Raw genomic sequence first — 20,056 nt, 5'->3', positions numbered from 1 at the left:
AAAGAATACCGCCGTGTCCGCCATGCGGCGAATACGGCGGTCCTGACTGTGAGGGGATGCTCAGACCTGCTGGGAGATGCGGCGGCTGATGGCCCGGGCGGCCTGGACGCCGGAGGCGCCCGCCTGGGCCAGGCCGCGGGTGACGCCCGCCCCGTCACCGGCGGCAAAGAAGCCGGGGATGGAGGTCTCCAGCTCGCCGGACAGCTCCAGACGGGAGGAGTAGAACTTCACCTCCGCCCCGTAGAGCAGGGTGTCGTGATTGGCGGTGCCCGGGGCGATCTTGTCCAGGACGTAGATCATCTCAATGATGTCATCCAGCTGCCGCTTGGGCAGGGCCAGGGACAGGTCCCCGGGGACGGCAGCGGTGAGGGTGGGCCGGGTGAAGGACTTGCCTAACCGGTGTTCATTGGTGCGCACGCCCTTCACCAGATCGCCGAAGCGCTGGACGAGCACGCCGCCTGCCAGCATGTTGGACAGGGAGGCGATGTGCTTGCCGTAGCGGTAGGGCTCGTTAAAGGGCTGGGTGAAGCGGTTGGACACCAGAAGGGCGAAATTGGTGTTCTCGCTGCGCAGCTTGGGGTCGGCGTAGGAGTGGCCGTTGACGGTGTTGATGCCCTCCACGTTCTCCGCCACCACGTGGCCGTAGGGATTCATGCAGAAGGTGCGCACCTGATCCCCGTACCCTTTGGTGCGGTAGACAAGCTTGGACTCGTAGACTACGTCAGTGATGTGCTCAAAGACCTGGGCGGGCAGCTCCACCCGTACGCCGATATCCACTTGGTTGTTGATGAGGTGGATGCCAAGGCCCTTGCACTCCTCGGCGAACCACTCGGCGCCGGAGCGGCCGGGGGCGGCGATGAGCCAGCGGCAGGAGAGCTCCTCACCCTTGCCCAGGGTCAGGCGGAAATCCTCGCCCTCCCGGGCGATGTGGGTGACGGGGGTGTTGAACCGGAACTCCAGCTTGTCCTTCAGCCCCTCATAGATGTTCTGGAGGATGCGCAGATTGTTCTCTGTGCCCAGGTGCTTGCACCGGGCCTGGAGCAGATGCAGGTCATAGGCCAGCGCCCGGCGCTCCAGGGCCCTGGCCTCGGGGGTGGAGGTGGAGAAGCACTCGGTGGTGGCGCCGTGGGCCACGTTGATGGAGTCCACATAGTCGATCAGCTCCATCACCTCCCGGGCGTCCATGAAGTCGGTGAGCCAGCCGCCGAACTGGGTGGTGAAGTTGAACTTTCCGTCAGAGAAGGCCCCGGCCCCGCCGAAGCCGCACATGGTGTCGCACACCGGGCAGTGGATGCACTCCTTCACCTTGCCCGCCACGATGGGGCAGCTGCGGTGGTAGATATCCCGCCCCTGGTCCAGGGCGGTGATCTTCAGGTCGGGATGGAGGCGTGCCAGCTCATAGGCGGCAAAGATGCCCGCCTCGCCGCAGCCCAGGATGACGACGTCGTACATGGGGTTCATGGGAGAGCTCCTCTCATAGTGTAGTAGAAAACAGATGGCAGGCCCGCCCAACAGGACAGACACATCTATGATAGCACAGAAATGAGAAAAAGAAAAGGGAATTGGACAAAAACAGGAGGGAAGGAGATCAATTCCGGGACAGGCGGCCCACCACCAGTTGGGCGCACAGGCCGGTGAGGGTGCCGGTAATAAGCCCGGCCAGCACCAGATAAGGGAGATAGACCAGCACCACCCAGCTCTTGGCGATGGCGGCGGCGGCCAGCAGCTGGCCCAGGTTGTGGCATACGGCGGACAGGGGGCTGCTGACCCAGAGCTGGCCCCGGCCCAGCACCCGGCGCAGGAGGAGCAGGGCGAGATAGCTGAGCAGGCCGCCCCCCAGGCTGTACAGCAGGGTCATCATCTGGCCGGAAAACACCGCGCCCAGAAAGATCCGGGAGAGGAGGATGAGCAGGGTGTCCCGGGGCCCCAGGACGAACATGGCGTAGACGGTGACGATGTTGGCCAGCCCCAGCTTGATGCCGGGGATGGGGACCGGAGGGGGCAGCTGGGCCTCAGCCAGAAAGATGGTCAGGGCGATGGCGGTGAGAAGGGCGGCCCGGGTGAGGCGGCGGGCCTGGGAGGGGCGCTTATCCTGTGGCGGAGTCAAGACCATCCCCTCCTCCCTCGATTTGAATGACCAGCCGGTTGGGCAGGCAGACCACGGGGACGGTGCCGTCGGAGATCCATCCCTGGTCCACACAGACCTGGTCCGGGCAGTCCGCGGACTCCACCCTGATCCGGCCCGGCTGGGCGGTGATGGTGTTGGTCCGTCCCTGGAACTCCACTGTAAAGGTGAGAGGGGCGGAGAGACTGTCCAGATCGATCTCCCGGATCAAGACACCGTCCTGATAGATACGGGCCATGTGCCCGCCCCCGGACCAGCGGCCCAGCAGGAGGATGGCGCCGACGGACAGCAGGGCGGCGGCGGCCAGCACGCCTACCCAGAATCTCGTGCGTTTCATAGCTGGATCACCGTCACCTCCAGGTCCTGATAGTCCTCTGCCAGCGTGAAGGAACCAGCCAGACCGGCAGTGACCCACAGGGAACCGTCCTCCAGCACCAGCACCATCTCAAAGTCCTGATGGGTCCGCCAAAAATCGGCCCCCCAGTCTGCCCCCCGGACGAACACGGCGGTGGAGAGAGCGTCGCAGTACACCCCCAGAGGGGAGACGATGGTGACGCTCTTCAGGCCGGACCGGGCGGGAGCGGCGGTCTCCGGGTCCATGATGTGCCAGTAAGTCTGGCCGTCCTCCTCAAAGTAGCGCTCATAGCCGCCGGAGGTGATGACCGCCTGGCTGCCGGTGAGCTCCAGGACCCCCAGGTAGCCGGAGCTCCCCGCCTCCGGGGTCTGGATGCCAATGCGCCAGGGAGAGCCGTCCGGCTTGTCCCCTGCGGTCCGAACGTTGCCGCCCAGATTGAAGATGGCGGGTTCCCCGCCGGCCAGCTCCGCCAGCAGATCGCTGGCCCAGCCCTTGGCGATGGAGCCCAGGTCCAGCTGCATCCCCTGGGGCAGGCGGACCCGGCAGCCCTCCGGGTCCAGCTCCACCTGGGTGTAGTCGATGCGGGCGGCCAGCTCCGCCAGCTCCTCCGGTCCGGGGACACGGTACTCGCCGGTGGTGAAGCCCCAGGCATGAACGGCGGAGTAGGCGGTGATATCCAGGGCCCCCTGGGTCTCCCGGCCATAGGAGAGGGCCAGGGAGAGCAGCTGGAAGGTCTCCTGAGAGACCGGGACCCAGGCCCCTTCCCCATGGTTGATGGCGGAGATGTCGCTGTTCTCGTCGGTAACGGAGAGCAGATGCTCCAGCTGGTAGATCCTCTCCGTAGCCTGGTCCAGCACCTGCTGGCCGCTGTCACCATAGGCGGTGAGCTCCATCACGGTGTTCATGGCAAATATGGTAGAGGAGGTCTCCCTGGTCTGGGCGCAGCCGGACAGCAGCAGGGACAGCACCATGGGCAGGAACAAGAATCGGACAGAGTGCACAGCGTTACCTCCAAAGATCGGGATGTTCTGCATACACAGTGATTATTATTTTAACATATGGCCGGGGCTTTGTCATGAAAAATTGAAAAAGATATGGAGAGCCATAGATCGGAGGAGCAGGGGCCGCCTGGACGGAAATGCTGAGGGGTGGACCTGAAATACCTTTTCCGTGGAGGGGAGGTGCCCCGCGCATGCGCAGGGGATGAGAGGGCGTCTTTTCTCTCCGGGGCAGGGGGCGGAGCGTGCCGGGAGGCTGGACTTTTCAAGGGGCGGGGCCCCTTTGTCGTTGCTTTTTTCCTCGATTTGGTGTAAACTAAGGTATCATTTTATTGTCAGGAGGAGAACATCTATGGATGACAAGGTAAAAGAACTGCTGGACCGCATCAGAGACACCGCCTCCGCAGCCGCCGACACCGCGGCGGACACCGCCCGGGTGGCCGGACGGAAGGCCGGCCAGATGGTAGACGTGGCCAAGCTGAACGTCCAGCTCTTTGACCTGAACGGAGAGTTCTCGGACATTCTGAAAAAGCTGGGACAGGTGATGTACGACACCCACAGGGGCCAGGGCGGAGAGAGTGCCGACGTGGCCGGCCTTCTGGAGCGGGCGGACGAGGTCTCGGAAAAGATCAGAGAGGTGAAGGCCCGCATCTCCGATCTGCGCCAGAGCCGGACCTGCCCTGCCTGCGGCGCCTCCTGCGGCAAAGAGGACAAATACTGCCGGGGCTGCGGCGCCCCTCTGTAAGGAGACGGAGATGGACTTCACATTCCAACAGTATGAAGAGAGCGCCCAGGCCATCCGCGCCCGGATGGGCGGCTTCGCGCCCAAAGTGGCTATGATCCTGGGCTCCGGCCTGGGTTACCTGGGGGACCAGGTAGAGGGGGCGGTGACGGTCCCCTACGGCGAGATCCCTTATTTCAAATCCTCCACCGCCCCGGGGCACAAGGGCCGGCTGGTCTTCGGCACTCTGGAGGGCCAGCGGGTGGCGGTGATGCAGGGCCGCATGCACCACTATGAGGGCTACTCCTATGAGGAGGTCTCCTACGCGGTCCGGGTGCTCCGGCTGCTGGGGTGCGACACCCTCATCGTCACCAACGCCGCCGGCTGCGTCCATACGGGCTGGCAGGCGGGGGACCTGATGCTCATTACTGACCACATCAAGCTGTTCTCCCAGTCACCCCTGCGGGGGGAGAACCTGCCGGAATTCGGAGTGCGTTTTCCAGACGCCTCCAAGCTCTATACGCCCCGCCTGCAGGAGCTGGCCCGGCAGACCGCTCAGGAGCAGGGCCTCACCCTGCGGGAGGGGGTCTACTTCTACTGCTACGGCCCGCAGTACGAGACCCCTGCGGAGGTGCGGGCCGCCCGCATCCTGGGGGGTGACGCAGTGGGCATGTCCACCGCGCCGGAGGTCGTCGTGGCCGGACACTGCGGCATGGAGGTGCTGGGGATCACCCTGCTGTCCAACATGGCCGCCGGCATCCTGGACCAGCCCCTCTCCGAGCGGGAGGTGCTGGACGCCGCCGAGGCGGCGAAGGAGAAGTTCTCGGGGCTGATCCGGGCCTGTCTGCGGCGGATGTGAGCCGCACCGGCGCGCCCCTGTTCCGCAGCTTGAGGAGAAGGGAGCGTCTCTATGCTGACACTTTTTAACCGCGCGGAGCTGCTGGTCACCTGTGACATGATCCGGCTGGCCCGGGTCCGGGAAGCTCTGGCTGCCGCTGACATCGATTATATCTGCCGAGCCAAGGACCTGTCTGGCCGCGGGGGGCATACCTCCAGCTTTGGCGTGGGCCCCGGGGCCCGGGTGGAGTATAAGGTCTATGTGAAACGGACGGACCTGGAGCGGGCCAAGACTGTTTTGTAAGGAGCGAGAGGATGCCCATTTTATTTTCTGACGTGACCGTTGTGCCCATGGACGGGGCGCCGCAGGTGCTGGAACACGCCTATGTGGCGGTAGAGGGGACGAAGATCGCCTCCGTGGGGACCGAGCCCCCCGAGGGGACCTTTGACCGGGTGGTGGACGGCGCCGGGAAGGTGCTCCTCCCCGGCTTTGTCAACGCCCACACCCACCTGCCCATGACCCTGATGCGGGGCTACGGCGGGGGATGCGACCTGCACACCTGGCTCAACCAGTATATCTTTCCTGCCGAGGCGCGCCTGGACAGCCGGGCGGTGGCGGCGGGGGCCGGGCTGGGCCTGGCGGAGATGATCGCCTCCGGCGTCACCTGTGTAGCTGATATGTATATGCACACCGGGACCATCGCGGAGCAGATCCTGGAGGCGGGCATCAGTGCCAACCTGTCCTGCGGCGGGGTGTACTTCGGTGCGCCAGAGGATTTCTCCCCCGAGACCTGCGGCGACTGCCGGAACCAGGCCGCCCTGACAGAGGAGTGGCATGGGGCGGGGGCGGGCCAGATCCTGGTGGACGCCTCGGTCCACGGGGAGTACACCTCCAATCCCCCTCTGTGGCGGTGGATGGCCGAGTACGCCGCAGAGCACCGACTGGGGATGCACGTCCACGTCTCTGAGACCCAGTCGGAGCACCAGGCCAGCCTGGAGCGGTGGGGCAAGACCCCCATCCAGGCCCTGGACGGGTGCGGGGTGTGGGACTGCGGCCGCTCACTGGCGGCCCACTGCGTCTACACCACGGAGGAGGACTGGGCTCTCATGGCGGAGAAGGGGATCTCCTGTGTCCACAACCCCTGGTCCAACCTGAAGCTGGGCTCCGGGGTGGCCCCTATCCCGGCCATGATGCGGGCGGGAGTCAACGTGGCCCTGGGCACCGATGGCATGTCCTCCCACAACAGTGCCGATCTCTTCTCCGATATCAAGCTGGCCGCCGTCCTGCACAACGGGGTGGAGCGGGACCCCATGGCCGTGAATGCCTGGGCCGCCCTGGAGATGGCCACCGTCAACGGCGCCCGGGCCCTGGGCAGGGATACCGGGGTCATCGCCCCGGGAAAGACGGCGGACCTGATCCTGGTGGACCTCTCCGCCCCCAATCTCATCCCCTGTCACGACCCGGTGGAGGACCTGGTCTTTTCCGCCCACGGCTCTAATGTGGAGATGAATATGGCCCGGGGACAGGTCATATATGAGAAGGGGAGCTTTCTCACCCTGGACCTGGAGCGGGTCCGCTGGGAAGTGGAGCACTACGCCCTCCCGCTGATCTTCGGGTGAGGACCCAGTCTCACAAATTGAGGAGGATACACTATGACCCGACAAGACCAAGCGCCCCGCCGAATGGCAGCGGCCAAACCGAATACATTTTTTGGAGGAGCCGCCATCCTGGCAATGGGGATCTTGGTGGTAAAGGTCATCGGCCTGTTCTATAAGATCCCGCTGGTCAACATCATCGGCAGCGAGGGAAGCGCCGATTTCAACAACGCCTACAACATCTACTCAGTGCTGCTGACCATCTCCACCGCCGGCCTGCCGGTGGCGGTGTCCAAGATGGTGTCGGAGGCCAACGCCCTGGGGCGGCAGAACCAGGTGCACAAGGTGTTCCGCCTGTCCCTGGCAGCCTTCCTGACCCTGGGTGTGGTATCCTTCCTGATCATGTATTTTGGCTCAGAGCAGCTGGCCGGCATGATGCACGACTCCCTTGCGGCGGCGGGCATCCGCGCGCTGGCGCCAGCGGTGATCTGCGTGGGCTGCCTGTCCGCTTTCCGGGGCTATGCCCAGGGCCACGGGAATATGACGCCCACCGCGGTCTCCCAGATCCTAGAAGCGCTGTGCAAGCTGGTCATCGGACTGGGGCTTGCCTACTGGCTGGTGCGGGCAGGCCAGCCCAGCCATGTGGCGGCGGCGGGGGCCATTACCGGCGTCACGGTGGGCACCATCCTGGCCCTGGCCTATATGATCTTCAACTTCGTCTCCACCCGCATGCGGGAGGAGAAGGACACCCAGGACGCTCCGGACTCCGCCCGGCGCATCCTGTCCACCCTGATGAAGATCGCCATCCCCATCACCATCAGCTCCTCCATGGTGGGCATCGTCACCGTCATCGACTCCGCCCTGGTCCAGGGACAGATCCAGAAGGTGCTCATCTCCGACCCGGACAGCTGGGCGCTGTACCAGCAGGTGGTGGACTTCGCCCCCCTGGAGGCGGCACGGGACGCCTGGCAGCAGGCCGTGAGCTCCGGCGCGGCGGCGGAGGCGGTCTCCCAGCTCTACGGGGCGGTGGAGCTGGCGGCGGAAAATATCAGCCGTAGCCTCTATGGGAATTACAGCGGCGCACTGACCATCTATAACCTGCCCCTCTCCCTGATGGCCGCCATCACCGCCTCGGTCATCGCCGCAGTCTCCGCGGCCCTGGCCCGGCGGGACCGCCGGGGGGCGGCCAGGATCACCGGCTCCGCCCTGCGGATCACCGCTCTGCTGGCTTTCCCTATGGGGGTGGGGCTCTTCGTGCTGGGCACCCCCATCATCCGACTGATCTTTCCGGAGCTGGACGCCTCTGTGGCGGGGCCCCTGTTGTCTACCCTGGGCATCGCCTCCATCTTCGTCTGCCTGATGCTGGTGTGCAACTCTGTCCTCCAGGCCCATGGCTTCATCAATCTGCCCGTGGTCATCATGGCACTGGGGGGCGTAGTGAAGATCGTCACCAACTACAACCTGGTAGCCGTGCCCACCATCGGCATCTCCGGGGCACCGGTGGGCAATGTGCTCTGCTTCGGACTGTGCATGGTACTGGACTTGGTGGTCATCGCCCGGGTGATCCACGGCCGGCCGGACTACCTGCCTCTGCTGGCCAAGCCGGCAGCCGCGGCGGGCGTGATGGGGCTGGGGGCCTGGGCGGTGTACGGCCTGCTGTCCAAGCTGCTCAGCTATGAGGAGGTTACCCAGGCGGGGGAGACGATCCAGACCCTGGGGAAGACCGGCAACGGGATCGCGGTGATGGGAGCCATCCTGATCGCGGTCATCATCTATGCGGTTTTGGTGGTGGCTCTCCGCGCTATCTCCCGGGAGGACCTCTCCCTCATGCCCAAAGGGGACAAAATCGCGAAAATTTTGAGGCTATGAGCTGATTTCTAGTGAAAATACCTTGCAGAGGATGAGAAACTGTGGTAAATTTTCAAAGTATGGAACGATACAGCTTCCAGGACCTGAACCGGATCATGGCGCTGCTGCGCCAGCCGGGCGGCTGTCCCTGGGATCGGGAGCAGACCCACGAGAGCATCCGGCGGAACATGCTGGAGGAGGCCTATGAGGCGGTGGAAGCCATCGACGAGAAGGACCCCGGACACCTCAAGGAGGAGCTGGGGGATGTGCTGCTCCAGGTGGTTTTCCACGCCAGAATGGCGGAGGAGGAGGGGCTCTTTACCCTGGACGATGTGGTGGACGGCATCTGCAAAAAGCTGGTGTACCGCCACCCCCATGTCTTTGGCACAGTGGACGCCCGGGACTCCGGCCAGGCGCTGAACACCTGGGACGCCCAGAAGCGGGAGGAGAAGGGGCAGCGCACCGCTGCCGACACTCTGGACAGCGTGGCCAGATCCCTGCCTGCCCTGATGCGGGCGGAGAAGATCCAGGACAAGGCCAGAAAGGCGGGCTTTGACTGGGCGGAGATGGGTCCGGCGCTGGACAAGGCGGAGGAGGAGCTGGGTGAGCTGCGCCAGGCCGTGGAACAGGGGGCCAATGTGGAGGAGGAGCTGGGCGACCTGCTCTTCGCCGCCGTCAAGGTGGGCCGCTTTGCAGGGCTGGACAGTGAGCAGGCCCTGCACGGCACCTGTGAAAAGTTTATCCGCCGCTTCCGGCGGGTGGAGGAGCTGGCCGGAGGACGGCCGCTGGACAGCCTGGGACTGCACCGGCTGGAGGAGCTGTGGCAGCAGGCCAAGCAGGATGAGGCTTAAAGGCTGAAAAGCTTTAAGTAATATTATTCAAAAGACTGGCGCACAGGCGCCGAAACATGCTTTAGGAGGAAATCACAATGAATAAGACCGAACTGATCAATGCCGTGGCTGAGAAGGCTGAGCTGTCCAAGAAGGACGCGGAGGCCGCCGTGACCGCCATGATCGACGCCATTACCGGCGCTCTGGTGGAAGGCGAGAAGGTCCAGCTGGTCGGCTTTGGCGCCTTTGAGGTGAAGGCCCGTGCCGAGCGTGTCGGCCGCAACCCCCAGACCAAGGAGACCATCACCATCCCCGCCTCCAAGACTCCCGTGTTCAAGGCTGGCAAGGCCCTGAAGGACGCCGTCTCCAAGTAAGCAGGATTATAGAAAAAGGGGGTGCCTCCGGCACCCCCTTTTCTCCATGGAGGAATACGATGCGATTGGATAAATGGCTGAAGGTATCCCGCCTGATCAAGCGGAGGACCGTGGCAAATGAGGCCTGTGACAACGCCCGGGTCATGGCAAACGGACGGCCGGTGAAGGCCAGCTATGACGTAAAGGAGGGGGATGTGCTGGAGCTGCGGTTCGGAGAGAGAACGGTCAAGGTGGAGGTGCTGGTAGTGGCAGAGCACATGGGCAAGACCGAAGCGGCCGCTATGTACCGGGAGATCCTTTAGAGAAATAAGAAAGCGCGCTACCCCCAAAAACAGGGGCGGCGCGCTTTTGTCATTCAGCTGTGTTCCCGGATGCTGGACATCTCCTGGGCGATGTTCAGGACATGGTCGCCAATGCGTTCGAAGTCGGTGAGCAGCTCAGAGTAAAGGATACAGGCCTCATCAGAACAGGTCCCGGCCTTCATCCGCTCCAGCTGATCCTTGCGGAACAGGTCGGTCATGTCATCGATGCGCTGCTCCAGAGCAGAGACATCCGTCAGCCAGAGCAGGTCGCCAGCCTCCCGCTGATGCAGGGCGTTCAGCGCCTCCAGACAGATGTCCCGCATCTGGCAGATCTCCTCCTGAGCCTGGGCGGAGAACTGGATGTGCCGTTCCTCCAGCAGCTTGGAGTAGCCGCAGATGTTGATGGCGTGGTCGCCGATGCGCTCGATATTGCCGGTGATGGTAAAATAGCTGCTGACGATGCTGGAACCCTGCTCGTTGGTCTCATAGGTGATGAGACGGGAGATATACTTGGAGATCTCCTTATTGAGGAAATCCAAGTAGCTCTCCATCTTCTCGGCCTTGGTCAGAAGACTGCTGTCCCGACTGAGCACCGCGTCAAAGCTGGTCTCGATGTTGTCCTGGGCCATATCCAGCATCCGATCCAGCTCCTGCTGCAGCTGGCCGATGTGGATAGCGGAGGCGCCCAGGTTGCCGTCCTTGCTGCTGACCTGAACGGGGGTCAGGTATTCCAAGTGCATCTCGTCCCGGTTCTCCTCCGGCTGCTCGGGCAGGATACGCACCGCCAGGCTGGCCAGTTGATTGCCCAGAGGAAGCAGCAGAAGGGTAGTGACAATATTGAAAATAGTGTGCATGTTGGCAATCTGGGCAGCCGGTGCATCAGGGGTAAAGGAGGCCACCAGATCGGCCAAGGGAAACAGGATGCAGAGGATGGTAAAGAGCACCGTGCCGATGATGTTGAACATCAGGTGGATGATAGTAGCACGTTTGGCGCTGCGGCTGGTGCCGATGGAGGCCAGGACCGCAGTGATACAGGTACCGATATTCTGGCCAAAGAGGATGAACACAGAACTGGAAAAGCTGATGGCACCGCTGGTGGCCAGAGCCTGAAGGATGCCCACTGAGGCCGAAGAGGACTGGATCAGGGCGGTAAACAGGGCGCCCACGGCGATGCCCAGCAGGGGGTTGGAGAATCTGGTCATCAGGTCCACAAAGGCCTGGGAGTCACGCAGAGGCATCATGGAGGAGCTCATCATCTCCATGCCGATAAACAGCACGCCGAGACCGGCCATGATCTGGCCGATGTGGTGGGCCCTAGGCATCTTGACAAAGACCACCATGGCCACGCCGATGAAAGCGAAGAGAGGGGCAAGGGCGCCCACGTCCAGAGCAATCAGCTGTCCGGTGATAGTGGTGCCGATATTGGCGCCCATGATGATCCAGACCGCCTGGTTCAGGGTCATCATCCCGGAATTGACGAAGCCCACCACCATGACTGTGGTGGCGGAGGAGGACTGGATCACGGCGGTGATGCCCGCGCCCACCAGGACGCCCAGAAAACGGTTGGCAGTCAGCCGCTCCAGGATCAGCTTCATTTTGCTACCGGCAGCGGCCTCCAGGCCGGAGCTCATCATCTGCATGCCGTACAGGAACAGCGCGAGACCGCCCAAAAGACTCAGAAGGCCTGAAACAGACATAGGGATTCCTCCTTCAATCAACACAGCTTCCGCCGAGAGGAGCGAAACAAAGGGCATGGAAAAAGCATAACCCACATCATAAGATGATCGGCGCGGGCTATGCTTGAAAACTGTACCAACAGGGTTCCACATCAAGACCATGTTCAATACCGGAATATTCTGCAATGATATTATAAGGGGGAAGGTTTCCCAGTGTCAATACCATTCTTGGACAAAATTTGACAGACGGACCATAGGACTGTTTTGCGAGATGCGCACACTGAGGTAGAAAAGCGAAATGTCTACCAAAAGTCTACCAAAAAAGGGCGGCGGTGGCCTGGAGTTTCAGCGCCTCGCCGCCCCTTCTGTTTTCATGTGTCTACCAAATGTCTACCAGGGAAACTTTTTAGGCGTGATCTCGGGGATTTTTCCCCTGATCTCCCCCTTTTTATAACCAATTTCTCCTGTGTCAGAAGTGTTGTACAGGCATAGTGGGCCGAAATGTTCTGGAAAAGGCCCGATTTGTCAGAAAACAGCGACTTTTGTCAATATAAAAAGGAGGAATATCCAATGAGAAACCTGAAGCGTGCTCTCAGCCTGGCTCTGGCTTCCGTTATGCTCCTGGGCATGATGGTCGTGGGTTCCAGCGCTAAGGGCCTTGACGACTTCAGCGACAACGCTGAGATCGTCAACAAGGACGCCGTGGCGGTCACCTCTGCCATCGGCCTCTTTGACGGCTACGAGGACGGGTCCTTCGGCCCCGAGAACGTAGTCACCCGCGCCGAGATGGCCGTTATCATCAGCACCATGCTGTACGGCGCCGGTGTGAACGTCAACCAGTTCGCGGAGACCAATGTGTTCACCGACGTCCCCGCCTGGGCGCAGGGCTATGTGAACCTGTGCTCCAGCCTGGGCATCGTGGCCGGCGTGGGCGACGGCAAGTTCGACCCCAACGCCACTGTGACCACCGCGCAGGCCGTTCTGATGCTGTGCCGCGCCCTGGGCTACTTCCAGAGCGCCGCTGACTTCGGCGACAACTGGATGCTGGCTGCCACCGCCAAGGGCACCGCTCTGGGCCTGTACGGCGACCTGAAGCTGGCCGCCAACGAGGGTCTGACCCGCGACAACGTGGCTGAGCTGGTGTTCAACGCCCTGACCAAGGCTGTGCCCGTTCAGTACAATGAGCTGCTGGGCGTGTACTACAACGAGAACAAGGGTATCCTGTACTCCCTGACCTACTACTACACCGATACCCTGGGCTACAAGAACTTCGACCTGGTCTACAAGACCAACGAGAACACCGATTACGGCCGTCCCGGCACCACCTGGGGCATCGGCTCCTATCGGATGGACGGCAACCCCTCCGGCGAGGGCAACAAGGAAGGCGTTCTGAATGAGGACGGCTCCCTGATCCCCGAGCGGGTGAAGATGACCTCCGATGATGAGATCATCACTGTGGCCGACACCCCCGACTTCACCTACACCGCCAACACCAAGGAGAACGTGATCTACAAGGCTGTTGGCAAGAGCGTGGTGGACGACTACACCTGGAATGTCTATGTGGACGGCGCTGAGCAGGCCGGCGACGATCTGGCTCCCGCCAACGACAAGGACACCGACTACGCCTACACCGCCAAGGGCGCCACCACCGAGATCTATGTGGACGACGTGAACGACACCGTCACTGTGGTCATGATCAACTACTACATGGCCGAGGTCACCAAGGTCAAGGACGGCGAGGTCACGGTCCGCGTGCTCAGCGACAAGGCCAAGACCAACCCCATCGACGAGCGCACCATCACCGCCGACGGCTTCGCTGAGGACGACTATGTGGTCATTACCGTGGACGTGAACGACGATGACGACTCCTTCGTCGCTTCCATCGCTGATCCCGCCACCGCTGAAGGCAGCGTGACCTATGTCGCCAAGGCTTCTGAGCCCGAGGATGAGGACAAGGGCAGCTATGTCAAGCTGGACGACGGCAACAAGTACACCTATTCCAAGTACACCGCCTCTGATCTGGATGACATCAACGAGGTCCATCCCACTCTCGATATTGCCTACCGTCTGTATCTGGACCCCAACGGCTATGTCATTGGCTTCCTGGCGATGGATGACTACTATGCCAACTATCTGTATGTGGATACCGCCGACAGCTACCTGAAGACCATCGAGGCCAAGGTCGTCTTTACCGACGGCACCGAGAAGAAGGTCACCATTGACAACGAATGGGTCAATGGCACCGAAATGAACGTGGCCGACGTGGAGAAGGCGTACAACAATGGCGGCCTGGTGGGCGGCGTGTATGCCTATTCCGTGGACGACGATGTCTACACTCTGCGCCCCATCCTGGACATGGATGACCAGGCGGACCGCGAGAACCAGAACAGCCTGTACAAGAACTACAAGGATGTGGCCTCCAATGTGACCGGCGCAGGCGCCGAGATCATCAATGACGCGGCCTACATCACCGCCGATGGCAAGACCTATATTGTGGACGAGGACACTGTCTTTGTTGATGTGGATGAGAATACCATCTACACTGGTTTTGAGAATGTTCCCGATTATAAGAAGGTCGATTCCAACGACGAGGACGTGAAGTTCTGGGTCATCGATACCCGTGAGAACGATGGCGTGCTGGACGTGGTGTTTATCTACTCCGGCGAGGCCAGCAACAGCAACGACACCTACTTCTATGCCGCTACCACCGACTATGAGACCTATGACAAGAACAAGAACTACAAGCAGCACGAGGTCTATGTGGACGGCGAGAAGCAGACCCTGGTCTTCAGCCAGACCGGCCATGATCCTGTGAACGCCAAGGGGCTTTACAAGGTCCTGAAGACCAACGGCGAGAATGTGGTGACCTCCGTCGAGCCCATCGCGGAGAGCCAGTTCAGCGCCGTCAAGTCCGTGGGCAGCCGCAGCTTCTACCTGACTGAGACTGTGGGCGGCGTCCCGAAGGATGTTCAGTATGTCACCAACAGCGACAGCGTGGTCGTGGTCGTCACCTATGACCTGAAGACCAATGGCGTGGATTACCAGAGCCCCGATGTCTCCAAGGCCACTGATCTGAAGGATATGAAGGCCGACGAGGACTACACCACCACCGTCTATGTGGCGAACAAGTCCGACGACGGCAAGACCGCCGATCTGGTGTACGTCCTGAAGAAAGAGATCCCCACCTATGACAACACCATCACCTTCAACGGCGACGGTTTCACCGTTGTCAAGGAGGAGGGCAAGTTCGAGGTCGTTGATGGCAACAAGATCAAGGTCAACGACAATCAGGACGTAAAGTTCAAGCTCAACATTACCTCCGGCTATGAGCTGGTGTCTGTGAAGCTGGGCGACGAGGTCCTGACTGCCAGCAATGGTGTTTACACCATCAACAATGTCACCAAGAACCTGACCGTCACCGTGACCACCAAGCCCGTGGCTCAGGCCAAGGGGACCGTGGGCATCGTGGACGAGAATTCTGACGCTCAGGCCCTGGGCGTGGCCTATCAGGGCGACAAGCCCACCCTGGATGAGGCTCTGGCCGCCGTCCGCAAGTATATCACCGACAAGGGCTTCGTGATCGACGACGCCAACTCCTCCGTCGATGCCGCTGGCAAGTACACCTTCGCAGTGACCAAGGGCGGCTACAAGGCGCCTGCCTTCACCTTCGACAGCCAGGGTGCTGTGACCGAGGGCTATATCGTGACCATTGATGGGGAGGAGAAGATCCTGGCCAACGCCGCCGCCATCATCCAAGACACCAACAACATGAAGATCACTGCGCCTGACGGCACCGTGAGCTATGCCAAGACCGTCACCATCGACGCCAACGGCTATGTGATCGAGAAGGGCTACAGTGTGACTGTCACTGTGGATGGTGAGCCTCAGTACTTCAAGGCTGTCGGTCAGCAGAAGACCCTGCCCAACAACGGCAAGGGCACCGGCTGGCTGAAGGATGGCACCACCTATGTTGCCTATACCTCCACCTCCAACTTCGCTGACGGTGAGGAATATGTGTCCGGCTATGTGGCTGTCACCGGCGGAGTAGCTACCGAGAATTATGTCGAGGCCGGCAAGGAGGCCACTCTGAACGGTGTGACCAGCGGAAAGTTCTATCGGATCACCATTGGTGGCGAGGTCTATGCTGAGAACGAAAAGGCCCAGGGCACTTCCCTGACCATCCCCGCCGGGGAGGTCACCGGGGATATCGAGGTCACAGAGGTTTTTGCCGCTGAGCTGAAGGCGGATATCAAGGATGTCGCTTCTACCGGCATGAGCCTGACCTGGTTCGTGAATGGCAGAGAGGCCTCCGGCACGGTCTATGTGACCGGCGATGATGAGATCAGCGCTGTGGTTACCGTAGACGGGACCGGGTTCACCGCTGCGAGCGGCGATGATAAGCTGACGGCCGACCCCACCACAGTTGAATACATCGCGAGCAGCAAAGTCGGAACTGACGGAAACGACGGCTCCTTCACCTTTAAGGATGGGGCCATCAAAGATGCTGAGATCGAGATCGTCTTCGATGCGCTCAGCAGTTCTGATACCCTGGAGATCACCTACGACGCTGGAACTTGATTTTCCTGAGAGATGATCTCTCCGCACCCCCCGGAATCATCCGGGGGGTGCCTTTTCTTACCTCAGACCGTAAAGTCTGATCTGGGACCCCGCATCCACGGTGGACGAACCGCTTCCCAGAACGAAGAGCTGGCGAATGGAGGTCCAGAGAATGGAGGGGTTGCAGCCCATAGAGCGGATGGACCGAAAGGTGCTCCCCTCCCGGGAGATGCTGTTGATGCAGATGCCTACGTTGCTGTCTCGCCCAAAGGGAAACAGCGTCGCAGTTCCCCCTCCTTCCCCTGTGGTCTGAAGCAGCGTGAACTGCTTGGAGGTGACGGAGACGGTCCCACTTTCCGTCAGGGTGATGTAATTGGAATTATCCCCCGGGGACGCCAGCAGGATCAGATCCTGTCCCTTGGCCATGGACGCCTGAAAAATCAGCTGCAGCGATCGGTAGCGGCCGATGCTGGGGACGTGGATAGAGAGGGACATTTGTGGGATACCTGCCCTTGTCTCCCCAATTTTTTCCCACACAGCCCCTTCCGCCAGGGTGTGGAGCGCTCCGTCGATCTTGGCGTTGTCGGAGTTGAAGTCCACCCGCTCCACCTTGTCCGCGGCCTCCCACTGGGAGAGCCCATAATACTGAGTCTGTCCGCTTGCCATAAAAAATCCCTCCTGTCCTGACTGGGCCCGGCAGATCCGGACCCGCTCAAAACCGGAGGGAAAAGCTGTTTTGTGAGACGTTTCAATACAAATTATGGAAGTGAAGCGGAACTGCGCCCATTTCCGCCCCGCCTGTGCGGAAGCCCCGGTATTGAGAGAGGCGGCCCGATGGCGGCAGCGGTGTGAGACGCTGGTCAGTGCGAAAACCTTGCCTTGCCGTGCCGGTCAGGTCCAGGAGAGCTCCGCTCGGTGACTCCCGTACCGGGGGTCTGGGAAAGACGGAAGAACACCCCATCATCTGTCACGGCTTCGCCATGAAACCTTCCCCCTAAGGGGAAGGTTTTGGGCATGTGCCGGGATACCCGCTTCTAAAGGGAAGGGCCCTCCGGGCGTCCCTGGGACCCGTCCCCGCAAGATACGCCCCGTTTGAACAAGATGCATAAAAAATAGTTAAACTTTAAGTATGCGCCAATATAGCTTATAATTATTCATAGAGTATGCACACATTTAAGGGAAAACTGTCGAAAATAATCGTATGACTTGACTCTTTCCTTTTATATTGCACCCCACTATAATTTTCCATATCGTATATTTAAAAGGGGGTAAAACCTTATGAACTTCTCAGAGCTGGATTTTGAGGCACTGGAGGACATCCCGCCGCTGCGCCGGCATTATGATGTCCCCCGGATCTCCATTACAGAAAAGGGAATGGTCTCGATGAACGGAGCCTTGAAAAGAGGGGTGGGTGCACAGAGAGAATTTCGTGCAAAAACTAGCCCAGACGGCCGCTACTTGCTCCTGTGCTCCGAGGAGACGCCCAACATCTGTTTTTCCGCCAAAGGAGGAAATGTGCTCCATCTTGACTTCAAACAGTACCTGGAAGCAAAGGGGCTCTCCCTGCCTGCCCTTTACACGATGGAGTGGTGCCAGGAGCGGCGGGCCTGGATCGGCTGCTGTCAGGACCTGCCCGAACCCCCGGCCCTCTCTGCGCTGGATCAGCCCAAGAAAGTCCGAAGATCTGCGGCGAGGAGGAGCAGATGAAACGTAAAAAACGAGATTTTTCGCCCCGGGAACGCCGGCTGATCGATGGATTTATTAAAGATATCTGCCGGTCCATAGGGCTCCCCCAGGGGATCAGGGATCTGCACCAGTGCGCGTGGGAGGCATTTCTCTCAGTCTACCGGGACGCCCCCTTCGCGTTCTGCGGGGACGGCATTTCGGGTTGGAAAAGGGCTTACCTTATCATTCGGGAGGCCCTCCTTCAGGAGAAACGAGACCTCGATTTCTGGCTCTATGAGCAGGAGTCCCTGGATATCCCGGTGAGTCCGGAGATCCCAGTCCCACGGCTCGAGCTGCTGTCCATGCCCCATGGTGATTTTCAAAACAGCGTCTGCCTCCATGACTTTCTACACCGTATAAAGTCCCGGGATACCCGTCTTATGGCCTACGACTTGATGGCTGGAGATACCATCGACGAGATCCGGACATACCGCCGCTGGAGCAGGGATCACACCTATCGAACTTACAACAGACTGAGACTGAGAATGGAGGAGTATTTGAGCATATAAATCTGAAAAAAGAGAAGAGAGACGAAACAACGGCCAGCAGGCACATGAGCTACCTCACTATCCTGGGGACCTATATGACCATCTTTGGGACGGTACTGGGTCTGGTGCTGACGGTACTGGGTCTGGTGCTGTCCTGGGGCCAGCTGCGCCTGGCACACATCGAGTCGGAACGGGCCAGACGGGCCGAACCGTTGTCGTACTCTTTAGAGGCTGTAGACACCCATTACCAGTATGAGATCCAAAAAGATGGGGCGCCCATGTCTATCCCAGCCCCCTCCACCCGCCTACAGGTCAGCCATGGCAGCCTCCACTCCATCACTGCCATCTGTTTTGATGGGACGACCATGCATGAGCTGGCGCAGCTTCCCATCCAGGACAGTTGGGATGGGTGCGTTGTGGATGTCACTATGCCTCCAAAGGCCGTGATCCCAGAGGAGGGGCTGATCCATGACTATTTCTTCCTTTTCCTGGAGCCCACAGAGGGAGAGGGACGGCTGGATCTGATCTGCAATACCATTTCGCTGGAGACGCAGGAGGTGCAGAGCAGGGTATATCACCCCATCTCCCTGATCCAGCTGGGCTATCTCCCCGAGGGGCCGGTGCGGGAAATGCTCTCCGCCTATGCCGTGCTTCAGGAGAGGCTGGGAGATCTGGGCCTGATATCGGCCTGAAAAACAGCACAGGATCGAAGCGCGAGCCCAACAGGACGGGGGCCGCAGGACCAGTGCCGGCTTGCCGGTGGACGGCAAAGCCCCCAAAGGAGGCCGGCGAGCTGTATGGAGAAGGGGTAAAACCGATAGTTTGGCATTCCGAAACGGCGGCAGGAGGACTGCCCAACCGGCCGGCGCATGAATTCGGTGCAAAGCGGTGAGTTGCCCGGGGGCGGCTTTGCCGCCCCCGGGCATTGAAGTCACGAAGGGTGGAGCGACTAAAGGGCGCGAAACTCAAAAGAAAATGCGACTTGTCAAAACAAGCCGCATTTTCTTTTGCAAAGAGCGGTTAAAACCAATATTTCTGCCAGAAACGAAAAATAGCCGCCCGCAGGGCCGCCCACCACCTGCGAGCCCAGCGAAGCGGGTCGCAGGTGGAAAGGAGGAGCAGCAAAATGAGCGCGCTCTGACTTTTCGTGCGAAGCATAAAAAGTCGGAGCAAGCGATATGACGCTTGCTCCGACGTGGTGGAGGCGGGGAGAGTCGAACTCCCGTCCGAAAACGCTTCCCCAGGAACTTCTCCGGGCGCAGACGGTTATTTTGGGAGTCTTGCTCTCCCAGTTCCCTTTCCTGCCGGCAAGCCGTCACGCCGACGGGTCAGGTGAGCTTCATCATTCATGGCCGGTTCAAAGCTTTGCCGGCGCACGTGCACCACGAAACGACGCCTGTTCCCGGGCCGTGGTCCTCCCGGGTCAGACGGCCGCTATTTAAGCAGCGGCGAGAACGGTATCGTTATCGTTCTTTAATTTATAAGTTGCCCGTTTTCAGGTGGTCAGGCGCCACCGCCCGCTATTCCTGCTTCCGCGTCCCCGTCGAAACCGGTACGCCCCCTCGTCGTCACAAAGTCTGCTCAGCTCCGTTTCCGCCTGGCGGCGAAAGCTTCGCTGGCTCCC

18 protein-coding genes and 1 other RNA gene are annotated in these 20,056 nt (G+C 60.7%); 12 read left to right on the top strand and 7 right to left on the bottom strand.

Annotation, left to right across the window (positions count from 1 at the left end; genetic code table 11):
• Positions 1-60 precede the first annotated feature (60 nt).
• From L9O85_RS13620 to L9O85_RS13605, 4 genes are all read right to left on the bottom strand, one after another.
• Positions 61-1,461: an NAD(P)/FAD-dependent oxidoreductase gene (locus tag L9O85_RS13620; RefSeq protein ID WP_108980375.1), complete on the bottom strand. Its 1,401-nt coding sequence runs from the start codon at positions 1,459-1,461 to the stop codon at positions 61-63.
• 127 nt (positions 1,462-1,588) lie between these two features.
• On the bottom strand, positions 1,589-2,107 hold the full coding sequence (locus L9O85_RS13615; RefSeq protein WP_242850279.1) for a Gx transporter family protein: 519 nt from the start codon (positions 2,105-2,107) through the stop codon (positions 1,589-1,591).
• On the bottom strand, positions 2,088-2,462 hold the full coding sequence (locus L9O85_RS13610) for a NusG domain II-containing protein (RefSeq protein WP_108980377.1): 375 nt from the start codon (positions 2,460-2,462) through the stop codon (positions 2,088-2,090). Before L9O85_RS13610 ends, L9O85_RS13615 begins: the two co-directional genes overlap by 20 nt.
• Positions 2,459-3,481 (bottom strand): FAD:protein FMN transferase, encoded by a 1,023-nt coding sequence (locus tag L9O85_RS13605; RefSeq protein WP_256183239.1) that lies wholly within the window; start codon positions 3,479-3,481, stop codon positions 2,459-2,461. The genes L9O85_RS13610 and L9O85_RS13605 overlap by 4 nt, the downstream gene beginning before the upstream one ends.
• Before the next feature lie 349 nt (positions 3,482-3,830).
• On the opposite strand from L9O85_RS13605, the gene L9O85_RS13600 reads away from it, so the two are divergent.
• The 8 genes from L9O85_RS13600 to L9O85_RS13565 all read left to right on the top strand — a co-directional run bounded on the left by L9O85_RS13600 (position 3,831) and on the right by L9O85_RS13565 (position 9,986).
• Complete coding sequence (locus L9O85_RS13600) at positions 3,831-4,223, top strand: zinc ribbon domain-containing protein (protein ID WP_050623313.1); 393 nt, start codon at positions 3,831-3,833, stop codon at positions 4,221-4,223.
• Between the two features lie 10 nt (positions 4,224-4,233).
• Positions 4,234-5,058, top strand: coding sequence for a purine-nucleoside phosphorylase (locus tag L9O85_RS13595; RefSeq protein ID WP_301578922.1), 825 nt, complete (start codon positions 4,234-4,236; stop codon positions 5,056-5,058).
• Positions 5,059-5,109: 51 nt separating this feature from the next.
• Positions 5,110-5,340 carry a hypothetical protein gene (locus tag L9O85_RS13590; RefSeq protein ID WP_108980380.1) on the top strand — a complete coding sequence of 77 codons (231 nt, stop codon included), beginning with the start codon at positions 5,110-5,112 and terminating at the stop codon, positions 5,338-5,340.
• A gap of 11 nt (positions 5,341-5,351) precedes the next feature.
• Positions 5,352-6,656, top strand: coding sequence for an amidohydrolase family protein (locus L9O85_RS13585; RefSeq protein ID WP_256183237.1), 1,305 nt, complete (start codon positions 5,352-5,354; stop codon positions 6,654-6,656).
• 33 nt (positions 6,657-6,689) lie between these two features.
• Positions 6,690-8,501: a putative polysaccharide biosynthesis protein gene (locus tag L9O85_RS13580; protein ID WP_242850280.1), complete on the top strand. Its 1,812-nt coding sequence runs from the start codon at positions 6,690-6,692 to the stop codon at positions 8,499-8,501.
• Between the two features lie 41 nt (positions 8,502-8,542).
• On the top strand, positions 8,543-9,331 hold the full coding sequence (gene mazG, locus L9O85_RS13575; RefSeq protein ID WP_301578919.1) for a nucleoside triphosphate pyrophosphohydrolase: 789 nt from the start codon (positions 8,543-8,545) through the stop codon (positions 9,329-9,331).
• Between the two features lie 77 nt (positions 9,332-9,408).
• Positions 9,409-9,684, top strand: coding sequence for an HU family DNA-binding protein (locus L9O85_RS13570; protein ID WP_050623318.1), 276 nt, complete (start codon positions 9,409-9,411; stop codon positions 9,682-9,684).
• Between the two features lie 59 nt (positions 9,685-9,743).
• A complete protein-coding gene (locus tag L9O85_RS13565) occupies positions 9,744-9,986 on the top strand; it encodes an RNA-binding S4 domain-containing protein (protein WP_108980383.1) in 243 nt (80 codons plus the stop codon).
• Positions 9,987-10,039: 53 nt separating this feature from the next.
• Here the strand turns inward: L9O85_RS13565 and L9O85_RS13560 are convergent, their stop codons facing one another.
• Positions 10,040-11,683 (bottom strand): Na/Pi cotransporter family protein, encoded by a 1,644-nt coding sequence (locus L9O85_RS13560; RefSeq protein WP_050623320.1) that lies wholly within the window; start codon positions 11,681-11,683, stop codon positions 10,040-10,042.
• 549 nt (positions 11,684-12,232) lie between these two features.
• On the opposite strand from L9O85_RS13560, the gene L9O85_RS13555 reads away from it, so the two are divergent.
• On the top strand, positions 12,233-16,240 hold the full coding sequence (locus L9O85_RS13555) for an S-layer homology domain-containing protein (protein ID WP_301578915.1): 4,008 nt from the start codon (positions 12,233-12,235) through the stop codon (positions 16,238-16,240).
• Between the two features lie 57 nt (positions 16,241-16,297).
• On the opposite strand, the gene L9O85_RS13550 is transcribed toward L9O85_RS13555, so the two are convergent.
• Entirely contained in the window at positions 16,298-16,885 is a 588-nt protein-coding gene (locus L9O85_RS13550; RefSeq protein ID WP_256183312.1) for a hypothetical protein, read from the bottom strand.
• A 612-nt stretch (positions 16,886-17,497) separates the two neighbouring features.
• Here L9O85_RS13550 and L9O85_RS13545 point away from each other — a divergent pair.
• From L9O85_RS13545 to L9O85_RS13535, 3 genes are read left to right on the top strand one after another with little or no spacing between them, the layout of a single operon-like run.
• Positions 17,498-17,926 (top strand): hypothetical protein, encoded by a 429-nt coding sequence (locus tag L9O85_RS13545; RefSeq protein ID WP_301578913.1) that lies wholly within the window; start codon positions 17,498-17,500, stop codon positions 17,924-17,926.
• Positions 17,923-18,453, top strand: coding sequence for a hypothetical protein (locus L9O85_RS13540; RefSeq protein WP_050622769.1), 531 nt, complete (start codon positions 17,923-17,925; stop codon positions 18,451-18,453). Before L9O85_RS13545 ends, L9O85_RS13540 begins: the two co-directional genes overlap by 4 nt.
• A 44-nt stretch (positions 18,454-18,497) precedes the next feature.
• On the top strand, positions 18,498-19,124 hold the full coding sequence (locus L9O85_RS13535) for a hypothetical protein (RefSeq protein ID WP_301578911.1): 627 nt from the start codon (positions 18,498-18,500) through the stop codon (positions 19,122-19,124).
• A gap of 504 nt (positions 19,125-19,628) precedes the next feature.
• Here L9O85_RS13535 and ssrA read toward each other — a convergent pair.
• Positions 19,629-19,994, bottom strand: a transfer-messenger RNA (tmRNA) gene (gene ssrA / locus L9O85_RS13530).
• Positions 19,995-20,056: the final 62 nt, after the last annotated feature.

The sequence above is a fragment of the Lawsonibacter asaccharolyticus genome (assembly GCF_022453915.1).
Lineage (GTDB): Bacteria > Bacillota > Clostridia > Oscillospirales > Oscillospiraceae > Lawsonibacter > Lawsonibacter asaccharolyticus.
The sequence above is the reverse complement of the archived record's forward strand: the minus strand, read 5'-3'. Positions and strand labels throughout refer to the sequence as shown.

Bases quoted from the DNA above. Each gene is read 5' to 3' on its own strand.
- L9O85_RS13610 (WP_108980377.1), bottom strand. From the start codon at position 2,462: ATGAAACGCACGAGATTCTGGGTAGGCGTGCTGGCCGCCGCCGCCCTG.
- L9O85_RS13580 (WP_242850280.1), top strand. From the start codon at position 6,690: ATGACCCGACAAGACCAAGCGCCCCGCCGAATGGCAGCGGCCAAACCG.
- L9O85_RS13565 (WP_108980383.1), top strand. From the start codon at position 9,744: ATGCGATTGGATAAATGGCTGAAGGTATCCCGCCTGATCAAGCGGAGG.
- L9O85_RS13590 (WP_108980380.1), top strand. From the start codon at position 5,110: ATGCTGACACTTTTTAACCGCGCGGAGCTGCTGGTCACCTGTGACATG.
- L9O85_RS13540 (WP_050622769.1), top strand. From the start codon at position 17,923: ATGAAACGTAAAAAACGAGATTTTTCGCCCCGGGAACGCCGGCTGATC.
- L9O85_RS13545 (WP_301578913.1), top strand. From the start codon at position 17,498: ATGAACTTCTCAGAGCTGGATTTTGAGGCACTGGAGGACATCCCGCCG.
- L9O85_RS13585 (WP_256183237.1), top strand. From the start codon at position 5,352: ATGCCCATTTTATTTTCTGACGTGACCGTTGTGCCCATGGACGGGGCG.
- L9O85_RS13600 (WP_050623313.1), top strand. From the start codon at position 3,831: ATGGATGACAAGGTAAAAGAACTGCTGGACCGCATCAGAGACACCGCC.
- L9O85_RS13595 (WP_301578922.1), top strand. From the start codon at position 4,234: ATGGACTTCACATTCCAACAGTATGAAGAGAGCGCCCAGGCCATCCGC.
- L9O85_RS13535 (WP_301578911.1), top strand. From the start codon at position 18,498: ATGAGCTACCTCACTATCCTGGGGACCTATATGACCATCTTTGGGACG.
- L9O85_RS13555 (WP_301578915.1), top strand. From the start codon at position 12,233: ATGAGAAACCTGAAGCGTGCTCTCAGCCTGGCTCTGGCTTCCGTTATG.
- L9O85_RS13570 (WP_050623318.1), top strand. From the start codon at position 9,409: ATGAATAAGACCGAACTGATCAATGCCGTGGCTGAGAAGGCTGAGCTG.
- L9O85_RS13560 (WP_050623320.1), bottom strand. From the start codon at position 11,683: ATGTCTGTTTCAGGCCTTCTGAGTCTTTTGGGCGGTCTCGCGCTGTTC.
- L9O85_RS13550 (WP_256183312.1), bottom strand. From the start codon at position 16,885: ATGGCAAGCGGACAGACTCAGTATTATGGGCTCTCCCAGTGGGAGGCC.
- L9O85_RS13620 (WP_108980375.1), bottom strand. From the start codon at position 1,461: ATGAACCCCATGTACGACGTCGTCATCCTGGGCTGCGGCGAGGCGGGC.